The sequence below is a fragment of the Shinella yambaruensis genome, assembly GCF_022899355.1.
Classification (GTDB): Bacteria; Pseudomonadota; Alphaproteobacteria; order Rhizobiales; family Rhizobiaceae; genus Shinella; species Shinella yambaruensis.
On sequence record NZ_JALJCK010000001.1, the window covers coordinates 222,199 to 241,057 of the forward strand.

Annotated in this window: 20 protein-coding genes; 12 read left to right on the forward strand and 8 right to left on the reverse strand. The window is 65.5% G+C overall.

The window, feature by feature from the left end:
* The first annotated feature begins 170 nt into the window (after positions 1-170).
* The 7 genes from MUU56_RS01100 to MUU56_RS01130 all read left to right on the forward strand — a co-directional run bounded on the left by MUU56_RS01100 (position 171) and on the right by MUU56_RS01130 (position 7,486).
* Positions 171-1,187, forward strand: coding sequence for a septal ring lytic transglycosylase RlpA family protein (locus tag MUU56_RS01100; protein ID WP_244765510.1), 1,017 nt, complete (start codon positions 171-173; stop codon positions 1,185-1,187).
* 77 nt (positions 1,188-1,264) lie between these two features.
* On the forward strand, positions 1,265-2,428 hold the full coding sequence (locus MUU56_RS01105) for a D-alanyl-D-alanine carboxypeptidase family protein (protein WP_244765511.1): 1,164 nt from the start codon (positions 1,265-1,267) through the stop codon (positions 2,426-2,428).
* Positions 2,429-2,536: 108 nt separating this feature from the next.
* On the forward strand, positions 2,537-3,220 hold the full coding sequence (gene tmk, locus MUU56_RS01110) for a dTMP kinase (RefSeq protein WP_244765512.1): 684 nt from the start codon (positions 2,537-2,539) through the stop codon (positions 3,218-3,220).
* Complete coding sequence (locus MUU56_RS01115) at positions 3,217-4,248, forward strand: DNA polymerase III subunit delta' (protein ID WP_244765513.1); 1,032 nt, start codon at positions 3,217-3,219, stop codon at positions 4,246-4,248. The genes tmk and MUU56_RS01115 overlap by 4 nt, the downstream gene beginning before the upstream one ends.
* A 77-nt stretch (positions 4,249-4,325) precedes the next feature.
* Complete coding sequence (gene metG, locus MUU56_RS01120) at positions 4,326-5,876, forward strand: methionine--tRNA ligase (RefSeq protein ID WP_244765514.1); 1,551 nt, start codon at positions 4,326-4,328, stop codon at positions 5,874-5,876.
* Entirely contained in the window at positions 5,877-6,656 is a 780-nt protein-coding gene (locus MUU56_RS01125; RefSeq protein WP_244765515.1) for a TatD family hydrolase, read from the forward strand. It abuts the gene before it with no gap.
* A 2-nt stretch (positions 6,657-6,658) separates the two neighbouring features.
* Entirely contained in the window at positions 6,659-7,486 is an 828-nt protein-coding gene (locus tag MUU56_RS01130) for an MBL fold metallo-hydrolase (RefSeq protein WP_244765516.1), read from the forward strand.
* On the opposite strand, the gene MUU56_RS01135 is transcribed toward MUU56_RS01130, so the two are convergent.
* Entirely contained in the window at positions 7,474-8,430 is a 957-nt protein-coding gene (locus MUU56_RS01135) for a phosphoribosylaminoimidazolesuccinocarboxamide synthase (RefSeq protein ID WP_244765517.1), read from the reverse strand. The two genes, MUU56_RS01130 and MUU56_RS01135, sit on opposite strands and share 13 nt — an antisense overlap.
* Positions 8,431-8,821: 391 nt before the next feature.
* On the opposite strand from MUU56_RS01135, the gene MUU56_RS01140 reads away from it, so the two are divergent.
* Together MUU56_RS01140 and MUU56_RS01145 are read left to right on the forward strand one after the other, a co-directional pair.
* Positions 8,822-9,343 (forward strand): GNAT family N-acetyltransferase, encoded by a 522-nt coding sequence (locus MUU56_RS01140; RefSeq protein ID WP_244765518.1) that lies wholly within the window; start codon positions 8,822-8,824, stop codon positions 9,341-9,343.
* Between the two features lie 213 nt (positions 9,344-9,556).
* Positions 9,557-9,973, forward strand: coding sequence for a DUF4864 domain-containing protein (locus tag MUU56_RS01145; protein ID WP_244765519.1), 417 nt, complete (start codon positions 9,557-9,559; stop codon positions 9,971-9,973).
* Positions 9,974-9,997: 24 nt separating this feature from the next.
* Here MUU56_RS01145 and tgt read toward each other — a convergent pair whose 3' ends face one another.
* From tgt to coaD, 6 genes are all read right to left on the reverse strand, one after another.
* Positions 9,998-11,128, reverse strand: coding sequence for a tRNA guanosine(34) transglycosylase Tgt (tgt, locus tag MUU56_RS01150; RefSeq protein ID WP_244765520.1), 1,131 nt, complete (start codon positions 11,126-11,128; stop codon positions 9,998-10,000).
* Complete coding sequence (gene queA, locus MUU56_RS01155; protein WP_244765521.1) at positions 11,125-12,192, reverse strand: tRNA preQ1(34) S-adenosylmethionine ribosyltransferase-isomerase QueA; 1,068 nt, start codon at positions 12,190-12,192, stop codon at positions 11,125-11,127. Before queA ends, tgt begins: the two co-directional genes overlap by 4 nt.
* A gap of 8 nt (positions 12,193-12,200) precedes the next feature.
* A complete protein-coding gene (locus MUU56_RS01160; RefSeq protein WP_244765522.1) occupies positions 12,201-12,650 on the reverse strand; it encodes a DMT family transporter in 450 nt (149 codons plus the stop codon).
* 80 nt (positions 12,651-12,730) lie between these two features.
* Complete coding sequence (locus MUU56_RS01165) at positions 12,731-13,246, reverse strand: peptidylprolyl isomerase (protein ID WP_244765523.1); 516 nt, start codon at positions 13,244-13,246, stop codon at positions 12,731-12,733.
* A gap of 82 nt (positions 13,247-13,328) precedes the next feature.
* The gene (locus tag MUU56_RS01170; protein WP_244765524.1) at positions 13,329-13,898 is read right to left on the reverse strand and encodes a peptidylprolyl isomerase; all 570 of its coding nucleotides are present in this window, start codon (positions 13,896-13,898) and stop codon (positions 13,329-13,331) included.
* A 33-nt stretch (positions 13,899-13,931) separates the two neighbouring features.
* The gene (coaD, locus tag MUU56_RS01175; RefSeq protein WP_244765525.1) at positions 13,932-14,426 is read right to left on the reverse strand and encodes a pantetheine-phosphate adenylyltransferase; all 495 of its coding nucleotides are present in this window, start codon (positions 14,424-14,426) and stop codon (positions 13,932-13,934) included.
* Between the two features lie 249 nt (positions 14,427-14,675).
* Between coaD and MUU56_RS32630 the strand changes: the two genes are divergently transcribed.
* Both MUU56_RS32630 and MUU56_RS01180 read left to right on the forward strand, forming a co-directional pair.
* On the forward strand, positions 14,676-14,801 hold the full coding sequence (locus MUU56_RS32630) for a hypothetical protein (RefSeq protein WP_256388514.1): 126 nt from the start codon (positions 14,676-14,678) through the stop codon (positions 14,799-14,801).
* Between the two features lie 13 nt (positions 14,802-14,814).
* On the forward strand, positions 14,815-14,961 hold the full coding sequence (locus MUU56_RS01180) for a hypothetical protein (protein WP_244765526.1): 147 nt from the start codon (positions 14,815-14,817) through the stop codon (positions 14,959-14,961).
* Positions 14,962-15,182: 221 nt separating this feature from the next.
* Here the strand turns inward: MUU56_RS01180 and gyrA are convergent, their stop codons facing one another.
* Positions 15,183-17,963: a DNA gyrase subunit A gene (gene gyrA / locus MUU56_RS01185; RefSeq protein ID WP_244765527.1), complete on the reverse strand. Its 2,781-nt coding sequence runs from the start codon at positions 17,961-17,963 to the stop codon at positions 15,183-15,185.
* 242 nt (positions 17,964-18,205) lie between these two features.
* Here gyrA and MUU56_RS01190 point away from each other — a divergent pair, with 242 nt between their 5' ends.
* On the forward strand, positions 18,206-18,835 hold the full coding sequence (locus MUU56_RS01190) for a MarC family protein (protein ID WP_244765528.1): 630 nt from the start codon (positions 18,206-18,208) through the stop codon (positions 18,833-18,835).
* Positions 18,836-18,859: the final 24 nt, after the last annotated feature.

Consider the following 18,859-nt stretch of genomic DNA (forward strand, 5'->3'; position numbering starts at 1 on the left):
TAACCATCCGGAAACCATGAATCATGGAAGCTCGCCACGGGGCTTCCATCCGTTCGCAATTTTGCCATCTTATTGGCATGATTAACGGACTGTTATTTACTGAGTGGCATTGACGGCCGGCTTGCAGGGGCAAGGCAGTTGGCTGGCACACCGTCGGGGACAATAGCGGCGTGGGACATAAAAACTTCGAGAAGAACGCGACCCGGTTCGGCAAGGGCCTGAGGTTGCTCACTATTCCTCTGGTCTGCGCGGGCCTTGCCGCCTGTGCGACGACGACGCCGGCGCCGAAGAAGAAGGTGCGCAGCAAGGAATTCTTCGCCGAGTCCGAATATGGCGTGAAGGCGAGCCCGCGCGTCGTCGAGGAAGGGCAGTCCGTGCCGAAGGGCGGCGGCCGCTACCAGGTCGGCAAGGCCTACCAGGTTCGCGGCAAGTGGTATCAGCCGAAGGAGGAGCCGGGCTACAACAGGACCGGTCTTGCCTCCTGGTATGGTTCCGCCTTCCATGGCCGCAGGACGGCGAACGGCGAAGTCTACGACAAGTACCATCTCTCCGCCGCGCATCCGACCTTTCCGCTGCCGAGCTATGCGCGCGTGACCAACATGGAGAACGGCACGTCCGTCGTGGTGCGCGTCAACGACCGCGGCCCGTTCCACGAAGGCCGCGTGATCGACGTTTCCTCCAAGACCGCCGACCTCCTCGACATGAAGCGCACCGGCACGGCCAAGGTGCGCGTGCAATATGTCGGCAAGGCGCCGCTCGAGGGCAACGACATGCCCTATCTCATGGCCTCCTACGTCACCAAGGGCTCGCGCGTTCCGGCGGTCGATCCGGGCGGGCAGATCGCCACGGGCGTCATGGTGGCCTCGGCGGACAACAGCGCGCTGCCGGGCGTCGGCCAGGGCGAGGGCGTGCTGACCGTGCCAGCCGAGAGCACGATGACGGCGCTCGCCAAGACCACGCCGGCAAGCGAGGCCTTCCAGGCGATGGAACAGTTCGTCATGCTGCCGGAGATCGGCCCGCTGCCGATCGAGCGGCCGAACGTCGTGCCGCAGCTTTCCGCCGATCCGAGCTATGCCGCCGCCTATGCGGACGAGCGTGTGCGTGATGCCGCCGGCGCCTTCGATGCCATCCTGACGATCGACGGCAGGCTGACGCCGCTCTCGGCGCTGGCCGGCAACGCGGGCTGATCGCCGATCGCCCGCGTTCCCGAAGCCGTTTGCGCCATGCGGGCGGCTGTGGGAGTGTGACGGCATCCGGAGTCGCCATGCATCGCCGCCTTTTCGCCGCCCTTATCCTCCTGCTGTCCGTCGCAAGCCTTGCGTTCGCCCAGTCGGCCGCGCCGCAGGCCGGTTTCGACGTCAAGGCGAAGCAGGTCTACCTCATCGAGGCGGAAACCGGCACGGTGCTGTTCGCACGCGCCGAAGACGAGGCGGTGCCGGCCGCCTCGCTCGCCAAGCTGATGACCATGGCGAGCGTCTTCAAGGCGCTCGCAAGCGGCGAGACGACGCTCGATACGACCTATCCCGTCACCGAATATGCCTGGCGCACCGGCGGGGCGCCGTCGCGCACCTCCACCATGTTCGCCGCCCTGAAATCGACGCCGCGCGTGGAAGACCTCATCCGCGGCGTCACGGTGCAGTTCGCCAACGATGCCTGCATCGTCCTCGCCGAAGGCCTTGCCGGCTCGGAGACGGCCTTTGCCGAGCGGATGACGGCGGAGGCGCGGGCGCTCGGCCTCGAAAAATCGAGCTTCGCCAACGCGACCGGCCTGCCGAACCCCGGCAACACGGTGACGATGCGCGAGATGGTGGCACTCGCCCGGCACCTCCAGACGCGCTATCCGCAGCACATGCGCTACTATCTCGAGCCGGAATTCGAGTGGAACAAGATCAAGCAGCGCAACCGCAACCCGCTCTTGGCGCTCAATATCGGCGTCACCGGCTTCGTCACCGGGTTTTCGGAGGAGGGCGGCTACTCCATCGTCGCGGCGGTCAACCGAGACGGCAAGCACCTCGTGCTCGCCATGGGCGGCATGGAGAGCGACAAGGCGCGTATCGACGAATCCCGCCGCATCATCGAATGGGCGCTCTCCTCCTTCGAACGCCGCACGCTGTTCAAGGAGGGCGAAGCGATCGCCGATGCCAGCGTCTATGGCGGCGACGCCTCGACGGTGCCGCTGGTCGCGGGCGAGCAGGTCGACGTCTTCCTGCCGAAGGACAATTCGCAGCGCCTCGTCGCGCGCGTCGTCTACAACTGGCCGGTGCGCGCGCCGGTGACGCCGGGGCAGGCGGTCGGCACGCTGAAGATCTGGAACGACAAGCAGCTCCTGCGCGAGGTGCCGGTGGAGACCGCGGGAAGCGTGGGCGTCGGCACGTTGCGCGCCCGCGCGCTCGATGCGCTGATCGAACTGTTCTTCTTCTGGATCTGACGGGGTGGAGCAGGGCGAAAAGCGTTTCGCCGGCCGGAAACATGGGTTAGTAGTGTCCCGAGTCATCCCGGCCCTGCCGGATATCGCGCGTAATAACGGAAACAGGATTTGTCGGCCGCACCGGGTTTGTTTGTCACGTTCGAGGGCGGCGAGGGCGCCGGAAAGTCGACGCAGATCCGGCTTCTGGCCGACGCGTTGCGCGCGCGCGGCCTCACCGTGCTGATGACGCGCGAGCCGGGCGGCTCCAAGGGCGCGGAGGCGGTGCGCCACGTCCTCCTCTCGGGCGCCGCCGAACCCTATGGCATCCGCATGGAGGCGATGCTCTTCGCCGCCGCGCGCAGCGACCATGTCGAGGAGGTCATCCGTCCGGCGCTGGCCGCCGGCACGGTCGTGCTGTGCGATCGCTTCATGGATTCCTCGCGCGTCTACCAGGGCATCACCGGCAATCTCGAACAGCCCTTCATCGAGGCGCTGGAGCGCGTTGCCGTCAACGGCGTCGTGCCCGATTGCACGATCATCTTCGACCTGCCCGCCGCCATCGGCCTGGAGCGCGCCCGCAAGCGCGGCGCGGGCGAGAGCGAGGCGCCCGACCGCTTCGAGAAGGAAGAGCTGGAGACCCACGAAAAGCGCCGCGAGGCCTTTCTCGACATCGCCGAGCGCGAGCCGCTGCGCTGCCGCGTGGTGGATGCGACGCAGGCCCAGGACGCCATCGCCGCCGAGGTGCTCGCCCTTGTCGAGCCGCTGCTGCCCATCACCGCCCACGGCCGGCTGGATCCGGAGCACGTCTCGTGAGCGAGGAGCGGCCCGGCATTCTCGACGGCGCGGTGCATCCCGCCGAGCAGGCGAAACTCTTCGGCCATGCCGAGGCGGAGGCTTTCCTCGCGCGCTCCTATCGCTCCGGCAAGGGGCATCACGCCATCCTGATCGAGGGGCCGAACGGCATCGGCAAGGCGACGCTCGCCTTCCGCTTCGCCAACCACGTTCTCCACCATCCCGAACCCGCCGAGGCGCCGGAGACGATCGCCGATCCGTCGCCCGCCTCGCCGGTCACGCGCCAGCTTGCCGCCGGCGCCTCGCACAATCTCCTGCATCTCACCCGCCCGGTGGACGAGAAGACCGGCAAGGTGAAGGCCTTCATCACGGTCGACGAGGTGCGCAAGGCCGGAAAGTTCCTGGCGCAGACATCGGGCACCGGCAACTGGCGCATCGTCATCATCGATCCCGCCGACGACCTCAACCGCAACGCCGCCAACGCCATCCTGAAGATCCTGGAAGAACCGCCGAAGCGCTCTCTCTTCCTCGTGCTCACGCACGCTCCCGGAAAGCTCCTGCCGACCATCCGCTCGCGCTGCCTGCCGCTGGCGCTGTCGCCGCTGTCGCAGGACGATCTCGCCGCCGCCCTCGACAGCCTCGGCGCATCGCCCGCCGGCCCACGGGCAGGGGAGGTGCTTGCCGCCGCCCATGGCAGCGTCTCCGAAGCGCTGAAGCTCACCAATTACGGCGGCTTCGACATCGTGGAGGCCTTCCGCGCCATCGTCGAGGCGCCGACCGAGCCGCCGCGCCGCGACGTGCACAAGCTCGCCGACGTGCTTTCGGCGAAGGACAGCGACACGGTCTTCTCCTTCTTCTGCCAGCACGCCACCGATTTCGTGACGGATGCAGCCCGCAACGCCGCCCTTTCCGGTGACCTCGCCCGCGCCGACCGCCTCGCCCACCTCTCCTCGCAGCTCGGCGAGCGCATCGCCATAGCGCAAGGCTACAATCTCGATCGCAAGCAGACGATCATCACCGTGCTCGACGACATCCGCGCCGCGCTTTAAGCGAACTTGCTGTTTCCCTTGCCGCCCGCATGGTCTAATACCTTGCGGCATTGCACAACCGAAGACAGAACGCTGCCATGACCGATACGTCCCGTTTCTACATCACGACCGCCATTTCCTATCCGAACGGCAAGCCGCATATCGGCCATGCCTACGAGCTGATCGCGACGGATGCCATGGCGCGCTACCAGCGGCTGGACGGGCGCGACGTGTTCTTCCTGACCGGTACGGACGAGCATGGCCAGAAGATGCAGCAGACGGCGCGCAAGGAAGGCATTTCTCCGCGCGAGCTTGCCGATAGGAATTCTAAAGAATTCAAGGATATGGCCGTTCTTCTTAATGCGTCGAACGATGACTTCATCCGCACGACGGAAGAGCGCCACTACGAGGCCTGCGCCGAGATCTGGCGCCGCATGGCCGCCAATGGCGACATCTACAAGGGCGGTTATGCCGGCTGGTATTCCGTGCGCGACGAGGCCTATTACCAGGAAAACGAGACGGAGACGCGCGACGACGGCGTGCGCTACGGCCCGCAGGGCACGCCCGTCGAATGGGTGGAGGAGGAGAGCTACTTCTTCCGCCTCTCCGCCTACCAGGACAGGCTGCTGAAGCATTACGAGGACAATCCGGACTTCATCGGCCCGGCCGAGCGCCGCAACGAGGTGATCTCCTTCGTCAAGTCCGGCCTCAAGGACCTGTCGGTCTCGCGCACCACCTTCGACTGGGGCATCCCGGTTCCGGACGACCCGGCGCATGTCATGTATGTCTGGGTCGACGCGCTGACCAACTACGTCACCGCGACCGGCTATCTCACCGATCCGGATGGCCCGCGTGCAAAATACTGGCCGGCGAACATCCATGTCATCGGCAAGGATATCATCCGCTTCCATGCCGTCTACTGGCCGGCCTTCCTCATGTCTGCCGGCCTGCCGCTGCCGGGCCGCGTCTTCGCCCACGGCTTCCTGCTCAACAAGGGCGAGAAGATGTCGAAGTCGCTCGGCAACGTGGTCGATCCGGTCAACCTCGTCAACCATTTCGGCCTCGACCCGATCCGCTACTTCTTCCTGCGCGAAGTCTCCTTCGGCCAGGACGGCAGCTACAGCGAGGAGGGCATCGCGACCCGCATCAACTCGGACCTCGCCAACGGCATCGGCAACCTCGCCAGCCGCTCGCTGTCGATGATCGTCAAGAACTGCGACGGCAAGGTGCCGGAGTGCGGCGACCTTTCCGACGCCGACCGGGCGATGCTCGCCTCCGTCGATGCGCTGCACGCCATCACCCGCGAGGAGATGGGCAGGCAGCAGATCCACAAGGCGCTCGCGGCGATCATCGCCGTCGTCTCCGAGGCCGACCGCTATTTCGCCGGCGAAGCGCCCTGGGCGCTGAAGAAGACCGACCCGGTCCGCATGGGCACCGTGCTCTACGTGACGGCGGAAGTCGTGCGGCAGATCGCGATCCTGCTCCAGCCCTTCATGCCGAAATCCGGCCGCAAGCTGCTCGATCTCGTTGCCGCGCCCGTCGAAAAGCGCGATTTCGCGGCGCTCGGCGAAGCCGGCCGCCTCGTCAGCGGCACGCCGCTGGAAGCGCCCACCCCGGTCTTCCCGCGTTACGTCGCGCCCGAGGCGTAAATGCTGATCGATACCCATTGCCATCTGGATTTCCCCGACTTCGAAGCGGAGCGCGACGCTATCGTCGCGCGGGCGCACGCGGCCGGGGTGACGCAGATGATCACCATCTCGACGCGGGTGAAGAAATTCCCCGCGATCCTGGCGATCGCGGAAAAATACCCGTCCGTCTTCTGCTCGGTCGGCACCCATCCGCACAATGCGGACGAGGAGCTCGACATTCCGGTCTCGGAGCTGGTCGAACTCTCGAAGCACCCGCGCGTCGTGGCGATCGGCGAGGCGGGGCTCGACTATTTCTACGACAACGCACCGCGCGAGGCGCAGGCCATCGGCCTTCGCAACCACATTGCCGCCGCGCGGGAAACCGGCCTGCCGCTGGTCATCCACAGCCGCTCGGCGGACGAGGACATGGCGGCGATCCTGACCGAGGAAACGGGGAAGGGGGCCTTTCCCTTCCTGCTGCACTGCTTCTCCTCCGGGCCGGAGCTTGCCCGCACCGGCGTCGATCTCGGCGGCTACGTTTCCTTCTCCGGCATCCTGACCTTCCCGAAATCGGAAGAGTTGCGCGAGATCGCGAAAACCGTGCCGCCGGAGCGCATGCTGGTCGAGACCGACGCACCCTACCTCGCGCCGAAACCCTATCGGGGAAAACGCAACGAGCCGGCCTATGTGGCGCACACCGCCGCCGTGCTGGCGGAGACCGTCGGCGTCAGCGAGGACGAGATCGCCCGCATCACCACCGAAAACGCCTTCCGCATCTTCTCGAAGATGCCGCGGGTGTAACCGTGGCCACGACGCGGCGCTTCACCATCCTCGGCTGCGGCTCCTCGCCCGGCGTGCCGCGCATCACCGGCGACTGGGGCGCCTGCGATCCCGCCAATCCGAAGAACCGCCGCAGCCGCGCCGCCTTCCTCGTCGAGCAGGTCGGCCCGGGAGGCAGGACCACCGTCGTCATCGATACGGGGCCGGACTTCCGCATGCAGATGATCGCCGCGGGCGTGGAAGGCATCGACGCGGTGCTCTACACCCATGCCCATGCCGACCATATCCACGGCATCGACGATATCCGCGGCTTTGTGCTGCAGAACCACAAGCAGGTGCCGATCTGGGCCGATCCGGTGACGATGGAGCGCATCCGCGAGGGGTTCGGCTACTGCCTGAAGACGCCGCCGGGCAGCATGTATCCGCCCATCGTGACGGAAAACCTGATCGAGCCGATGGATGCGCCGTTGACGATCGGCGGGCGAGGAGGCGCGATCACCTTCCAGCCCCTCCTCCAGGTACACGGCTCCATCCATTCGCTCGGCTTCCGCATCGGCAATGTCGCTTACTGCAGCGATATCAGCGACTTCCCGGACGAGACGGTCGCGCGGCTCGAACACCTCGACGTGCTGATCGTCGATGCCCTGCAATACCGCTACCATTCCAGCCATCTGTCGCTCAGCCAGGCGCTGGAATGGATCGAGCGGCTGAAGCCGGCACGCGCCATCCTGACCCATATGCACGTGCCGCTCGATTACGACACGGTGCAAAGAGAAACGCCGGACCATGTGGAACCGGCGTTTGACGGGCTCAGCTTCGAGATCGAACTTCCGGACGATCAGGCGAAATAGGGTTTCAGGTTGTTACGGATCCGCTCCAGCACCGTCGCGCCCGAGAGGTCGGGCACGAAGGTCTTGCCGGTGATCTGCTCGTAGGCCTGGATATAGACCTTCGAGGTCTGCTCGACGAGCGCGCGCGGGATTTCCGGGATCGGATCCTTGTAGGGATCGCAGCGCTCGGTGACCCAGGCACGCACGAAATCCTTGTCGAAGCTCGCCGGGCGGCCACCCGTGGCGAAACTCTGCTCGTAGCTGTCGGCGATCCAGTAGCGGCTCGAATCCGGCGTGTGGATCTCGTCGGCCAGCACGATGCGGCCGTCCTTGTCCGTGCCGAACTCGTATTTGGTATCGACGAGGATCAGCCCGCGTTCGGCCGCACGGGCCTGTCCGCGCGCAAAGAGCGCCAGCGCATAGCGCGACACCGTTTCCCATTGCGCGGGCGTCAGCAGGCCTTGCTCAAGGATTTCCGCGCCGGAAAGCGGTTCGTCGTGACCGCCGTCGAAGGCCTTGCTGGTCGGCGTGATGATCGGCTCGGGCAGCTTCTCGTTGTCCTTCAGGCCATCCGGCAGCGTGATGCCGTACATTTCGCGCTCGCCCTTGCGATATTTCGTCAGGATCGAGGTGCTGGTCGTGCCGGCGAGATAGCCGCGCACGACGATCTCGACCGGCAGGATGTCGAGCCGCGTGCCGATGACGACGTTCGGGTCCGGATAGGAAATGACGTGGTTCGGGCAGATGTCGGCGGTTTCCTCGAACCAGTAGCGCGCCGTCTGGGTGAGAACCTGGCCCTTGAAGGGAATGGCGGTGAGGATGACGTCGAAGGCGCTGAGCCGGTCCGTCGCGATGATGACGCGGCTGCCGTCCGCAAGGTCGTAGTTCTCGCGGACCTTGCCGTTGTAGCGGTTGGGCAGTTCCGGGATATGGGCGTCGGAGAGAATGCGCAAATCGCTCATCATGGCGGGCTTTCGCTGTTGGTTTCGTCTGCCGTTTCGCTTAAGGCCACGGGTGGTGAAGGGTCAAGGCGGAAACCGGATTTCCAGAGGGTTTGGGTCTTTGCGGACAATGATTGGTTCCATAATCTATATTATGTGATTTGTGGATACGGGAAGATACGCCCCCTGTGGGCTATGGCACGCCCATGAATTCAATGCCTTCGCATTAAAACGTCGTCCCGCGATGCCGGGCGCGTCTCGCCCGCGCCGATCACAACCACTTTCGTTCACGCGATATCGACGGTCCCGAACAATTCGTAGTAGAATATCCCGAATCCCGGCCAGCGGCTTTCCCGATCGAAGCCGACGTCCATTCCCCAGATCGCCACATCTTCCAGCCTCCGCCACGATCCCGATGCCCGACATCCCTGTGCTTGAAACCGACCGTCTCGTCCTGCGCGGCTTTCGCCCGGACGATCTCGACGCCATGACCGCGATGTGGACGATGCCCGAAGTCGTGCGCTACATCGGCGGCGTGCCGCTGTCTCGCGAACAGTCGTGGATCCGCCTGCTGCGCCATATCGGCATGTGGAGCGTCATGAACTTCGGCTTCTGGGCGGTCACGGACAAGGCGTCCGGCCAGCTCATCGGCGAAGCCGGCTTCCATGAGATGCGCCGCGAGATGACGCCCAGCATCGAAGACACGCTGGAAGCCGGCTGGGGCCTGCTCCCGGGCTTCCATGGCCGCGGCTATGCCAGCGAGGCGCTGGATGCGATGCTGCCCTGGGCGGAGGCGAACCACGGCGGCCTGCCGGTGACCTGCATCATCGACCCTGCAAACACGGCCTCCATCCGGCTTGCCGAGCGGCACGGGTTCCGCGAATTCGCCCGCTCGATCTATCAGGGAAGCGACATCGTCGTCCTCCGGAAGGCATAGGCGTTCGCGCCGCCAGCCGCCGCGCAGCCATGGAACACCCCGATATATCACAAACAAGTGATGTTAAATTCATACTTTATCTTTATTCAGCAACATTCTGTTCTATAACGAAATTCATGCATATCTTCCCCGGCAATCAGCGCGCCCTTCCGCATGGCGGTTCTTTTCAGGCGTCCATGCTATTCTAGCTTCGTCCGAAAAGGAGTGTGCGCCATGAAAATGCTTGCCGCCGTGTTCCTTTGCGTTTCGCTGTCCCCGCTCTCAAATGCCCGGGCGGAAGAACCCGTCGATACCGTACAGGGTATCATCCAGGGCCAGATAACCGCCTTCCTGAACGACGACGCGAAGACCGCCTATTCCTTCGCCTCGCCGACCATCCGCGGGAAGTTTCCAACCGAGGACGCCTTCTTCGACATGGTGAAGAAGGGTTACGCGCCGGTCTACCGCCCGGGCAATTTTGCCTTCGGCCGCTTCAAGGTCGCGGATGACACGGTGGTGCAGGAGGTGCTGATCTCAGGGCAGGACGGCAAGGACTGGACGGCGCTCTACCAGGTCGTGAAGCAGCCGGACGGCAGCTACAAGATCAACGGCGTGCACATGGTGCGCACCGCGCCGGGGCCGCAGATCTGAGCAATCCAAGCGCGGAACACGCCCTCAGAGAGGGGCGAGATCGCCCCTCGCCCAGTTCTCCTGCGTCTCCACCATGAAATCGGCAAAACGCCCCTCCTGGATCGCCTTGCGGATGCCGGCCATCAGGTCCTGGTAGTAGGAGAGGTTGTTCCAGGTGAGCAGCATGCCGCCGAGCGATTCGTTGGCGCGGATGAGGTGGTGCAGATAGGCGCGCGAATAGTCGCGCGCCGCCGGGCACGTCGATTCCTCGTCGAGCGGGCGCATGTCCTCGGCGTGGCGCGCATTGCGCAGGTTGATGCGGCCGCGGCGTGTGAAGGCGAGGCCATGGCGGCCGGAACGGGTCGGCATCACGCAGTCGAACATGTCGATGCCGCGGGCGACGGATTTCAGGATGTCGTCGGGCGTGCCGACGCCCATCAGGTAGCGCGGCTTTTCGGTCGGCATGTGCGGCACGGTCGTGTCGATCATGTCGAGCATGACCTCCTGCGGCTCACCGACGGCAAGGCCGCCGATGGCGTAGCCCTTGAGGTTCAACTCGGCGAGCGCCTGCGCGGAGCGGACGCGCAGGTGCGGGATGTCGCCGCCCTGCACAATGCCGAACATCGCCTTGCCCGGCTGGTCGCCGAAGGCCACCTTGCAGCGCTCGGCCCAGCGCAGCGACATTTCCATGGCGCGCTCGATTTCCTTCGGCGAGGCCGGCAGCGCCACGCATTCGTCGAGCTGCATCTGGATGTCGCTGTCGAGCAGGCCCTGGATCTCGATCGAGCGCTCCGGCGACATGTGGTGCAGCGCGCCGTCGACATGGCTCTTGAAGGTGACGCCCTGTTCGTCGAGCTTGCGCAGGCCCGCGAGCGACATGACCTGGAAGCCGCCCGAATCGGTGAGGATCGGGTGCGGCCAGCGGATGAGCTCGTGCAGGCCGCCGAGGCGCGCGACGCGCTCCGGACCGGGGCGCAGCATCAGGTGATAGGTGTTGCCGAGGATGATGTCCGCACCGAGGTCGCGCACCTGATCGAGATACATCGCCTTGACGGTGCCCACCGTGCCGACCGGCATGAAGGCCGGCGTGCGGATTACGCCGCGCGGCATGGAGACCTCGCCGCGGCGCGCCTTGCCGTCGGTCGCAAGCAGTTTGAACTGGAAGGTTTCGGTCATCGGTCGTTCCGGAAAAGCAGGCTGGAGTCGCCGTAGGAATAGAAGCGGTAGCCGGTGGCGATCGCATGGGCATAGGCGCCGCGCATCGTCTCCAGGCCCGAAAAGGCGGAGACGAGCATGAAGAGCGTCGATTTCGGCAGGTGGAAATTGGTCATCAGCATGTCGGCCGTGCGGAAGCGGTAGCCGGGCGTGATGAAGATGCCCGTCGCGCCGGACCAGGGCTTGATCGTGCCGTCTTCGTCGGCGGCGCTTTCGAGGAGGCGCAGCGAGGTGGTGCCGACGGAGACGATGCGCCCGCCCCTCGCCCGCACAGTGTTGAGCGCGGCGGCCGTCTCCGCGGACACATGGCCGATCTCCTCGTGCATGACGTGGTCGGTCGTGTCGTCGGCCTTCACGGGCAGGAAGGTGCCGGCGCCGACATGCAGCGTCACGAAATGCCGCTCGACGCCGAGCGCGTCGAGTTTTTCGAAGAGGGCGTCGGTGAAGTGCAGGCCGGCCGTCGGCGCCGCGACGGCACCCTCCTCGCGCGCGTAGATCGTCTGGTAGTCGCGGCGGTCCGCCTCGTCGTCCGCGCGCTTGGAGGCGATGTAGGGCGGCAGCGGGATATGGCCGACGGCGGCGATGGCGCGGTCGAGATCGGGACCGGAGGCGTCGAAATGCAGGGTGACCTCCCCGCCCTCGCCTTTCTCTTCGACGGTCGCCGAAAGCGCCTCCGCCGCGCCGAAGACGATGCGGTCGCCGCGCTTGATGCGCTTGCCGGGCCTCGCAAAAGCCTTCCAGCGGTCGCCGGCGATGCGCATGTGCAGCGTCGCGGACACCTTCTGGCCACCAGCGCCCTCGCGATGGCGGATGCCCTCGAGCTGGGCGGGGATGACGCGCGTGTCGTTGAAGACCAGCGCATCGCCGGCGCGCAGCAGCGACGGCAGGTCGCCGACGGTGCGGTCCGCGTAGGGCGTCTCCTGCCCCGGGCGCACGACGAGCAGCCTTGCCGCCTCGCGTGGGCTCACCGGGCGCAGCGCGATGTTTTCTTCCGGAAGATCGAAATCGAAGAGGTCGACGCGCATGCCGGGCCTCAGTACAAGCGGATCAGCAGCGCGCCGGCGACGAGCAGCAAGGCCCCCGCGATACGGCCGAGGGAAATCTCGCGCACGGCCATGCCGAGAAAGCCGATGCGGTCGAGCAGGATGCCGGCCATGAGCTGGCCGGAAACGGCGAAGGCCATGACGGCGGCGGCGCCGATGCGCGGCGTCAGGAAGATGGCGGTCGTCACATAGACCGTGCCAAGCGCGCCGCCGGCAAAATAGAGCCAGGCATCCGCCCCGCGCCAGTCCGGTGCCCGGCCCTCGGCGGCGGCGGTGACGAGAACGACGAGGGCGAGGACGAGCGCGCCCGCGAAGAACGAGACGCAGGCGGCGGCGACCGGCATGCCGAGCCCGCGGCCGAGCAAGGCATTGATGGGAGCCTGGATGGCGATGCACGCGCCCGCCGCAATGCCGAGCAGCGCCCAGAGGAAAGCAGCCATATCGACTTGTCTCTTGAAAAGCGCACAAAGAAAAACCGCGCCCGCCGGGGCGAGCGCGGTCGAAAACGAAAGGTTCTCTATCAGGCGGCCGCGTCGGCGGCAACCTTCATCGAGACGATGGTGTCGGGATCGCGCACCGGCTCGCCGCGCTTGATCTTGTCGATGTTTTCCATGCCTTCGACGACCTGGCCCCAGACGGAATACTGCTTGTTGAGCCAGGGGGCGTCGGTAAAGCAGATGAAGAACTGCGAGTTGGCCGAGTTCGGCATCTGGCTGCGGGCCATGGAGCAGGTGCCGCGCACATGGCTCATGTTGGAGAACTCGGCCTTGAGGTCCGGCTTTTCCGAGCCGCCCATGCCGGCGCGGGCCGGGTTGAAGTCCTTGCCGCCGGTCTTGCCGTACTGCACGTCGCCGGTCTGGGCCATGAAGTCCTCGATCACGCGGTGGAAGACGACGCCGTCATAGGCACCCTCGCGCGTCAGTTCCTTGATGCGCGCGACGTGGCCCGGCGCGAGATCCGGAAGCAGCTGGATGACCACCTTGCCCTTCGTGGTCTCCATGATGATGGTGTTTTCCGGATCCTTGATCTCGGCCATGGTCTTTCTCCTTCAAAGGCATGTTGCGCAAAAGGTGTGTCGCCGTTCCTTAATTGCAACAGGCGACACACCGAAAAGTGAATTACTTGCCGACGGTGACCTTGATCATCCGGTCGGGATCGGTGACCGCGCCATTGCTGGCCTCGTCGCCGCGCTTGATCTTGTCGACGTTCTCCATGCCGGAAACGACCTTGCCGACGACCGTGTACTGGCCGTTCAGGAAGTCGCCCGGGGCGAACATGATGAAGAACTGCGAGTTGGCCGAGTTCGGGTCCTGCGAACGGGCCATGCCGACCGTGCCGCGCTCGAAGGGCACGTCGGAGAATTCCTGCGGCAGGTCCGGCTGGCTGGAGCCGCCCGTGCCGGCCGCGCCCGGCTGGAAGCCGTCTTCCATGTCGCCGAACTGCACGTCGCCGGTCTGCGCCATGAAGCCCTCGATCACGCGGTGGAAGGCGACATTGTCGTATTCGCCGGCCGCGGCGAGCGCCTTGATGCGCTCGACATGCTTGGGCGCGACCTTGTCGTTCAGCTCGACGACGACCGGCCCGTCCTTGAGCTGGATCGTGATGAACTCGGCCGCCTGGGCAACGACGGCGCTCGTGGTGGTCGCAAGGAACAGGGCTCCTGCAAAGGCGAAACGGAGGATGTTCATGATAGCTCCCTAAGGGGGTTCAGGATGATGGGTTCAGCCCGTCTTGCGGGCTTTCAGCGCCGTGAAGACGGGCGCCGGAACGAAGGCACTGACATCGCCGCCCATGGCCGCGATCTGGCGGACCAATGTGGCGGTAATGGGCCGCGAGGCGACGCCCGCCGGCAGGAAGACGGTCTGCACGTCCGGCGCCATCTGGCGGTTCATGCCGGCCATCTGCATTTCATAGTCGAGATCCGTGCCGTCGCGCAGGCCGCGGATCAAGAGGCGCGCGCCGTGCTCGCGCGCGGCATCGACGACGAGATTGGAAAAGGAAACGACGCTGACATCCCCTGCCCGCGCCGGCAGCGCCTCGACGATCGATTGGCGGATGAGGTCCGCGCGCTCCTCAAAGGAGAACAGCGGCGTCTTGCCGGGATGGATGCCGATCGCGACGATGACCTTGGGCGCCACGTCCAGCGCCTGCACGAGCACGTCGATATGGCCGTTGGTGATCGGATCGAAAGAGCCAGGGTAGAAGGCAGCTGTCATCGGCGGGGTCCCGTTTGCCGCCTTTTGTCACGGACGGCCCCTTTCCGCAAGGGCGCGGCCTGTCGCAGCCCGCGCTGTCCCCTGCCAAGAACATGAACGCGGCATGAACGGGCCGTTCAAGACCATTTCAGGCAGGCCATGTCTAAATAGCAGCATCGGAGCCGGGAACAAAGGTCGCCCTCGCGCATTCTCCCGGCACAACACAGTGAAACAAGTAATGCGTTTCCTTAGGCTTGAAGGAACACGAAAATGGCCCTCGCTCTACTCTGCATGACCATGTTCATCGCCCTTACCGCCGCGACCATCCATGCGCTGCGGGAAGAGGATCGCCCGGCAACGCCGAAAATCGCCGCCCGCGGCAAGTGGCTGCGCTGAGCGGGATAGCACCATGGCCGCGCTCACCATCCTCTTCACGATCTTCATCAGCACCGTCTTCACCTTCGACTTCGCGCGCACGATCCTTGAACTGAAACGGGATCGCGCAGCCCTGAAGGCGGCCAAGCTGAAAACCCAAGCAGGCGGCTTCGGCGTCTGAGAACGCCCCCCTGCGGCACAGCGCCCCCGGCGCGGGATGCCGCAGCACGTATGCCGCCGTCAGAGCGGGTAGCCTTTCCTCCAGGCTGCCCGCACAATTGAAAAGCCGGACGGTCGTTCCCTGCCCGTCCGGCTTTTCCGTTTCAAGAAGAAGGGCCCTTTCCGGTGACTGCCGGAAAGGGCCCTTCTTGTTTCGATTGCGAAGGCCGGACCGTTTCCGGCCTATTCCTCGGCGGGCGGTGCTGCATCCCCGGCGTCGATCTCGCCTTCGATGCCGTTGCCGTCCGCCTCGTCCTCGCCTTCCGGCTCGCTGATGCGCTCGACCGAGACGACCTTCTCGTCCTTGGCGGTGGAGAAGATGGTGACGCCCTTCGTCGCGCGGCTGGCGATGCGGATGCCATCGACCGGCACGCGGATCAGCTGGCCGCCGTCGGAGACGAGCATGAGCTGGTCCTTGTCCTCGACCGGGAAGGCGGCGACGAGTTCGCCGATCTCGCTGGTCTTCGAGGTGTCGGTGGCGCGGATGCCCTTGCCGCCGCGGCCGGAGGTGCGGAAGTCGTAGGAGGACGACCGCTTGCCGAAACCCTTCTGCGACACCGTCAGCACGAACTGCTCGCGGGACCTGAGGTCCTGGTAGCGCTCTTCGGACAGGTCGCCGACTTCGCCGACCTCCTCGCCGACCAGCGCGATGTCCTCCTCGTCGACGCCGCTGGCGCGGCGTTCCGCGGCGGAACGCTTCAGGTAGGCGGCGCGCTCCCACGGCTCGGCATCGACATGGCTGACGATCGTCATCGAGATGATGCGGTCGCCGCTGCCCAGCGAGATGCCGCGCACGCCGACCGAGTTGCGGCCGGCGAAGACGCGCACGTCATCGACCGGGAAGCGGATGCACTGGCCGAGCGCCGTCGTCAGCAGCACGTCGTCGTTCTCCGTGCAGGTCTCGACATTGAGGATCTCGTCGCCCTCTTCCTCCAGCTTCATCGCGATCTTGCCGTTGCGGTTGACCTGGACGAAGTCGGACAGCTTGTTGCGGCGCACCGTGCCGCGGGTCGTCGAGAACATGACGTCGAGGTTTTCCCACGTCGTCTCGTCCTCGGGCAGCGGCATGATGGTGGTGATGCGCTCGCCGGGGGTGAGCGGCAGCATGTTGATCAGCGCCTTGCCCTTGGACTGCGGCGTGCCGATCGGCAGGCGCCAGACCTTCTCCTTGTAGACGATGCCGCGCGAGGAGAAGAACAGGACCGGCGTGTGCGTGTTGGCGACGAAGAGGCGGGTCGCGAAATCCTCGTCCTTCATCGCCATGCCGGAGCGGCCCTTGCCGCCGCGGCGCTGCGCGCGGTAGGTGGCGAGCGGCACGCGCTTGACGTAACCGGCATGCGACACGGTGACGACCATGTCCTCGCGGGCGATGAGATCCTCGTCGTCCATGTCCGGGCCGCCCTCGGCGATCTCGGTGCGGCGCGGCGTGCCGAACTCCTCGCGCACGGCGATGAGCTCTTCCTTGACGATGTTCATCATGCGCAGGCGCGAGGAGAGGATATCGAGGTAATCCTTGATCTCCTCGCCGATCTTGTTGAGTTCCTCGTCGATCTCGTCGCGGCCGAGGGCCGTGAGGCGGGCGAGGCGCAGCTCGAGGATCGCGCGGGCCTGCTCTTCGGAGAGATTGTAGGTCAGGTCCTCGTTGATGCGGTGGCGCGGATCATCGATGAGGCGGATCAGCGCGTCGACGTCCTTGGCCGGCCAGCGGCGCTCCATCAGCTGCTCGCGCGCCGTCTGCGGATCGGGCGCACGGCGGATGAGGTTGATCACCTCGTCGATATTGGCGACGGCGATGGCGAGACCCACCAGGACATGGGCGCGGTCGCGCGCCTTGCGCAGGAGGTATTTCGTGCGGCGGCTGACGACCTCCTCGCGGAAGGCGACGAAGGCGCGCAGCATGTCGAGCAGCGTCATCTGCTCCGGCTTGCCGCCGTTCAGCGCCACCATGTTGCAGCCGAAGGAGGTCTGCAGCGGCGTGTAGCGGTAGAGCTGGTTGAGGATGACGTCGGCATTGGCGTCGCGCTTCAGCTCGATGACGACGCGGTAGCCCTGTCGGTCGGATTCGTCGCGCAGGTCCGAGATGCCCTCGATGCGCTTTTCGCGCACCAGCTCGGCCATCTTCTCGATCATCGACGCCTTGTTCACCTGGAAGGGAACTTCCGTGACGATGATCTGCTCGCGGTCGCCGCGCATCGGCTCGATGTGGGCGCGGCCGCGCATGATGACGGAGCCGCGGCCGGTCTCGTAGGCCTGGCGGATGCCGGCGCGGCCGAGGATCAGCGCGCCGGTCGGGAAGTCCGGCCCCGGAATGTGCTGCATCAGCTCGAGCAGCTCGATCGCCGGGTTGTCGATGAGCGCGATACAGCCGTTGATGACTTCGGAGAGGTTGTGCGGCGGAATGTTCGTCGCCATGCCGACGGCGATGCCGCCCGCGCCGTTGACCAGCAGGTTCGGGAACTTTGCCGGCACGACGACCGGCTCGCTCATCGTGCCGTCGTAGTTGTCGCGGAAGTTGACCGTTTCCTTGTCGAGGTCGTCGAGCAGGGAATGGGCGGCCTTTTCCAGGCGGCATTCCGTATAACGCTGGGCGGCCGGCGGGTCGCCGTCGATGGAACCGAAATTGCCCTGGCCGTCGATCAGCGGCAGGCGGAGCGACCAGTCCTGCGCCATGCGCGCCAGGGCATCGTAGATCGCCGCGTCGCCATGCGGATGGTATTTACCCATCACGTCACCGGTGACGCGCGCCGACTTCACGTATTTCTTGTTCCAGTCGACGCCCATCTCGCTCATCGAGTAGAGGATGCGCCGGTGAACGGGCTTCAGGCCGTCGCGCACATCGGGCAATGCGCGGGACACGATCACGCTCATGGCGTAATCGAGATAGGACCGCTGCATTTCCTCGATGATGGAAATAGGCTCAATGCCGGGAGGGTTCTTGCCGCCGGGTGTCGATTGCTCTGTCAATTTCGGTCACGATCGTTGTTCAGAATCAGAAGGGAATTTTATAGCCTACCGGCGCTGGGAGCGCCAATTTCGCCAAGGGTTTTGAACAGGCTTTTCCAAGTAAAATCCGCCAATTTGCGCATTTTCATGGCCGTAGCGGCGCGATGGTCCGGCCGCCCTTCCCTTGCGCGGCGCCCTCCCCTAACAATAGCCGGACAAGGCCGGGAAAAATCGGCCGCGCAACGGCGAGGGGAACGCCTGACATGCTCAACATCGATCTTCTGGTCAATGCGATCACGACCCTGCTCGTGACCATCGATCCGCCGGGTCTGGCGCCGATCTTCCTGGGGCTCACGGTCGGCATGACGCGCCCGCAGCGCACGCAGGTGGCGCTGCGCGGCTGCGTCATCGCCTTCTGCATCCTCGCCGTCTTCGCGCTGACGGGCGCCGGCGTGCTCTCGCTGCTCGGCATTTCCATCGGCGCCTTCCGCATCGCCGGCGGCCTGCTCCTGTTCTGGATCGCCTTCGAGATGATCTTCGAGCGCCGCAACGAGCGGAAGGAGAAGACCAGCGAGGTGGCGATCACCCGCGATCACATCCACAACATCGCCGTCTTCCCGCTCGCCCTGCCGCTGATCGCCGGCCCCGGCGCGATCTCCGCGACGATCCTCACCTCGGGGTCCTTCCCCTCAGCGCTCGAGCGCGGCGCCCTCATCGGCGTCATCGCGCTCTGCATCGCCATCCTGTTCCTGTCGCTGGTCATCGCCGAGCGCATCGACCGCTTCCTCGGCAAGACCGGCCGCGCCATCCTCACGCGCCTGCTTGGCGTCATCCTCGCCGCGCTGGCGGTGCAGTTCGTGGTGGACGGCGTGAAATCGGTGTTCATCGGCTGAGGGGTGCCGTGCTCGCCCGCGGGG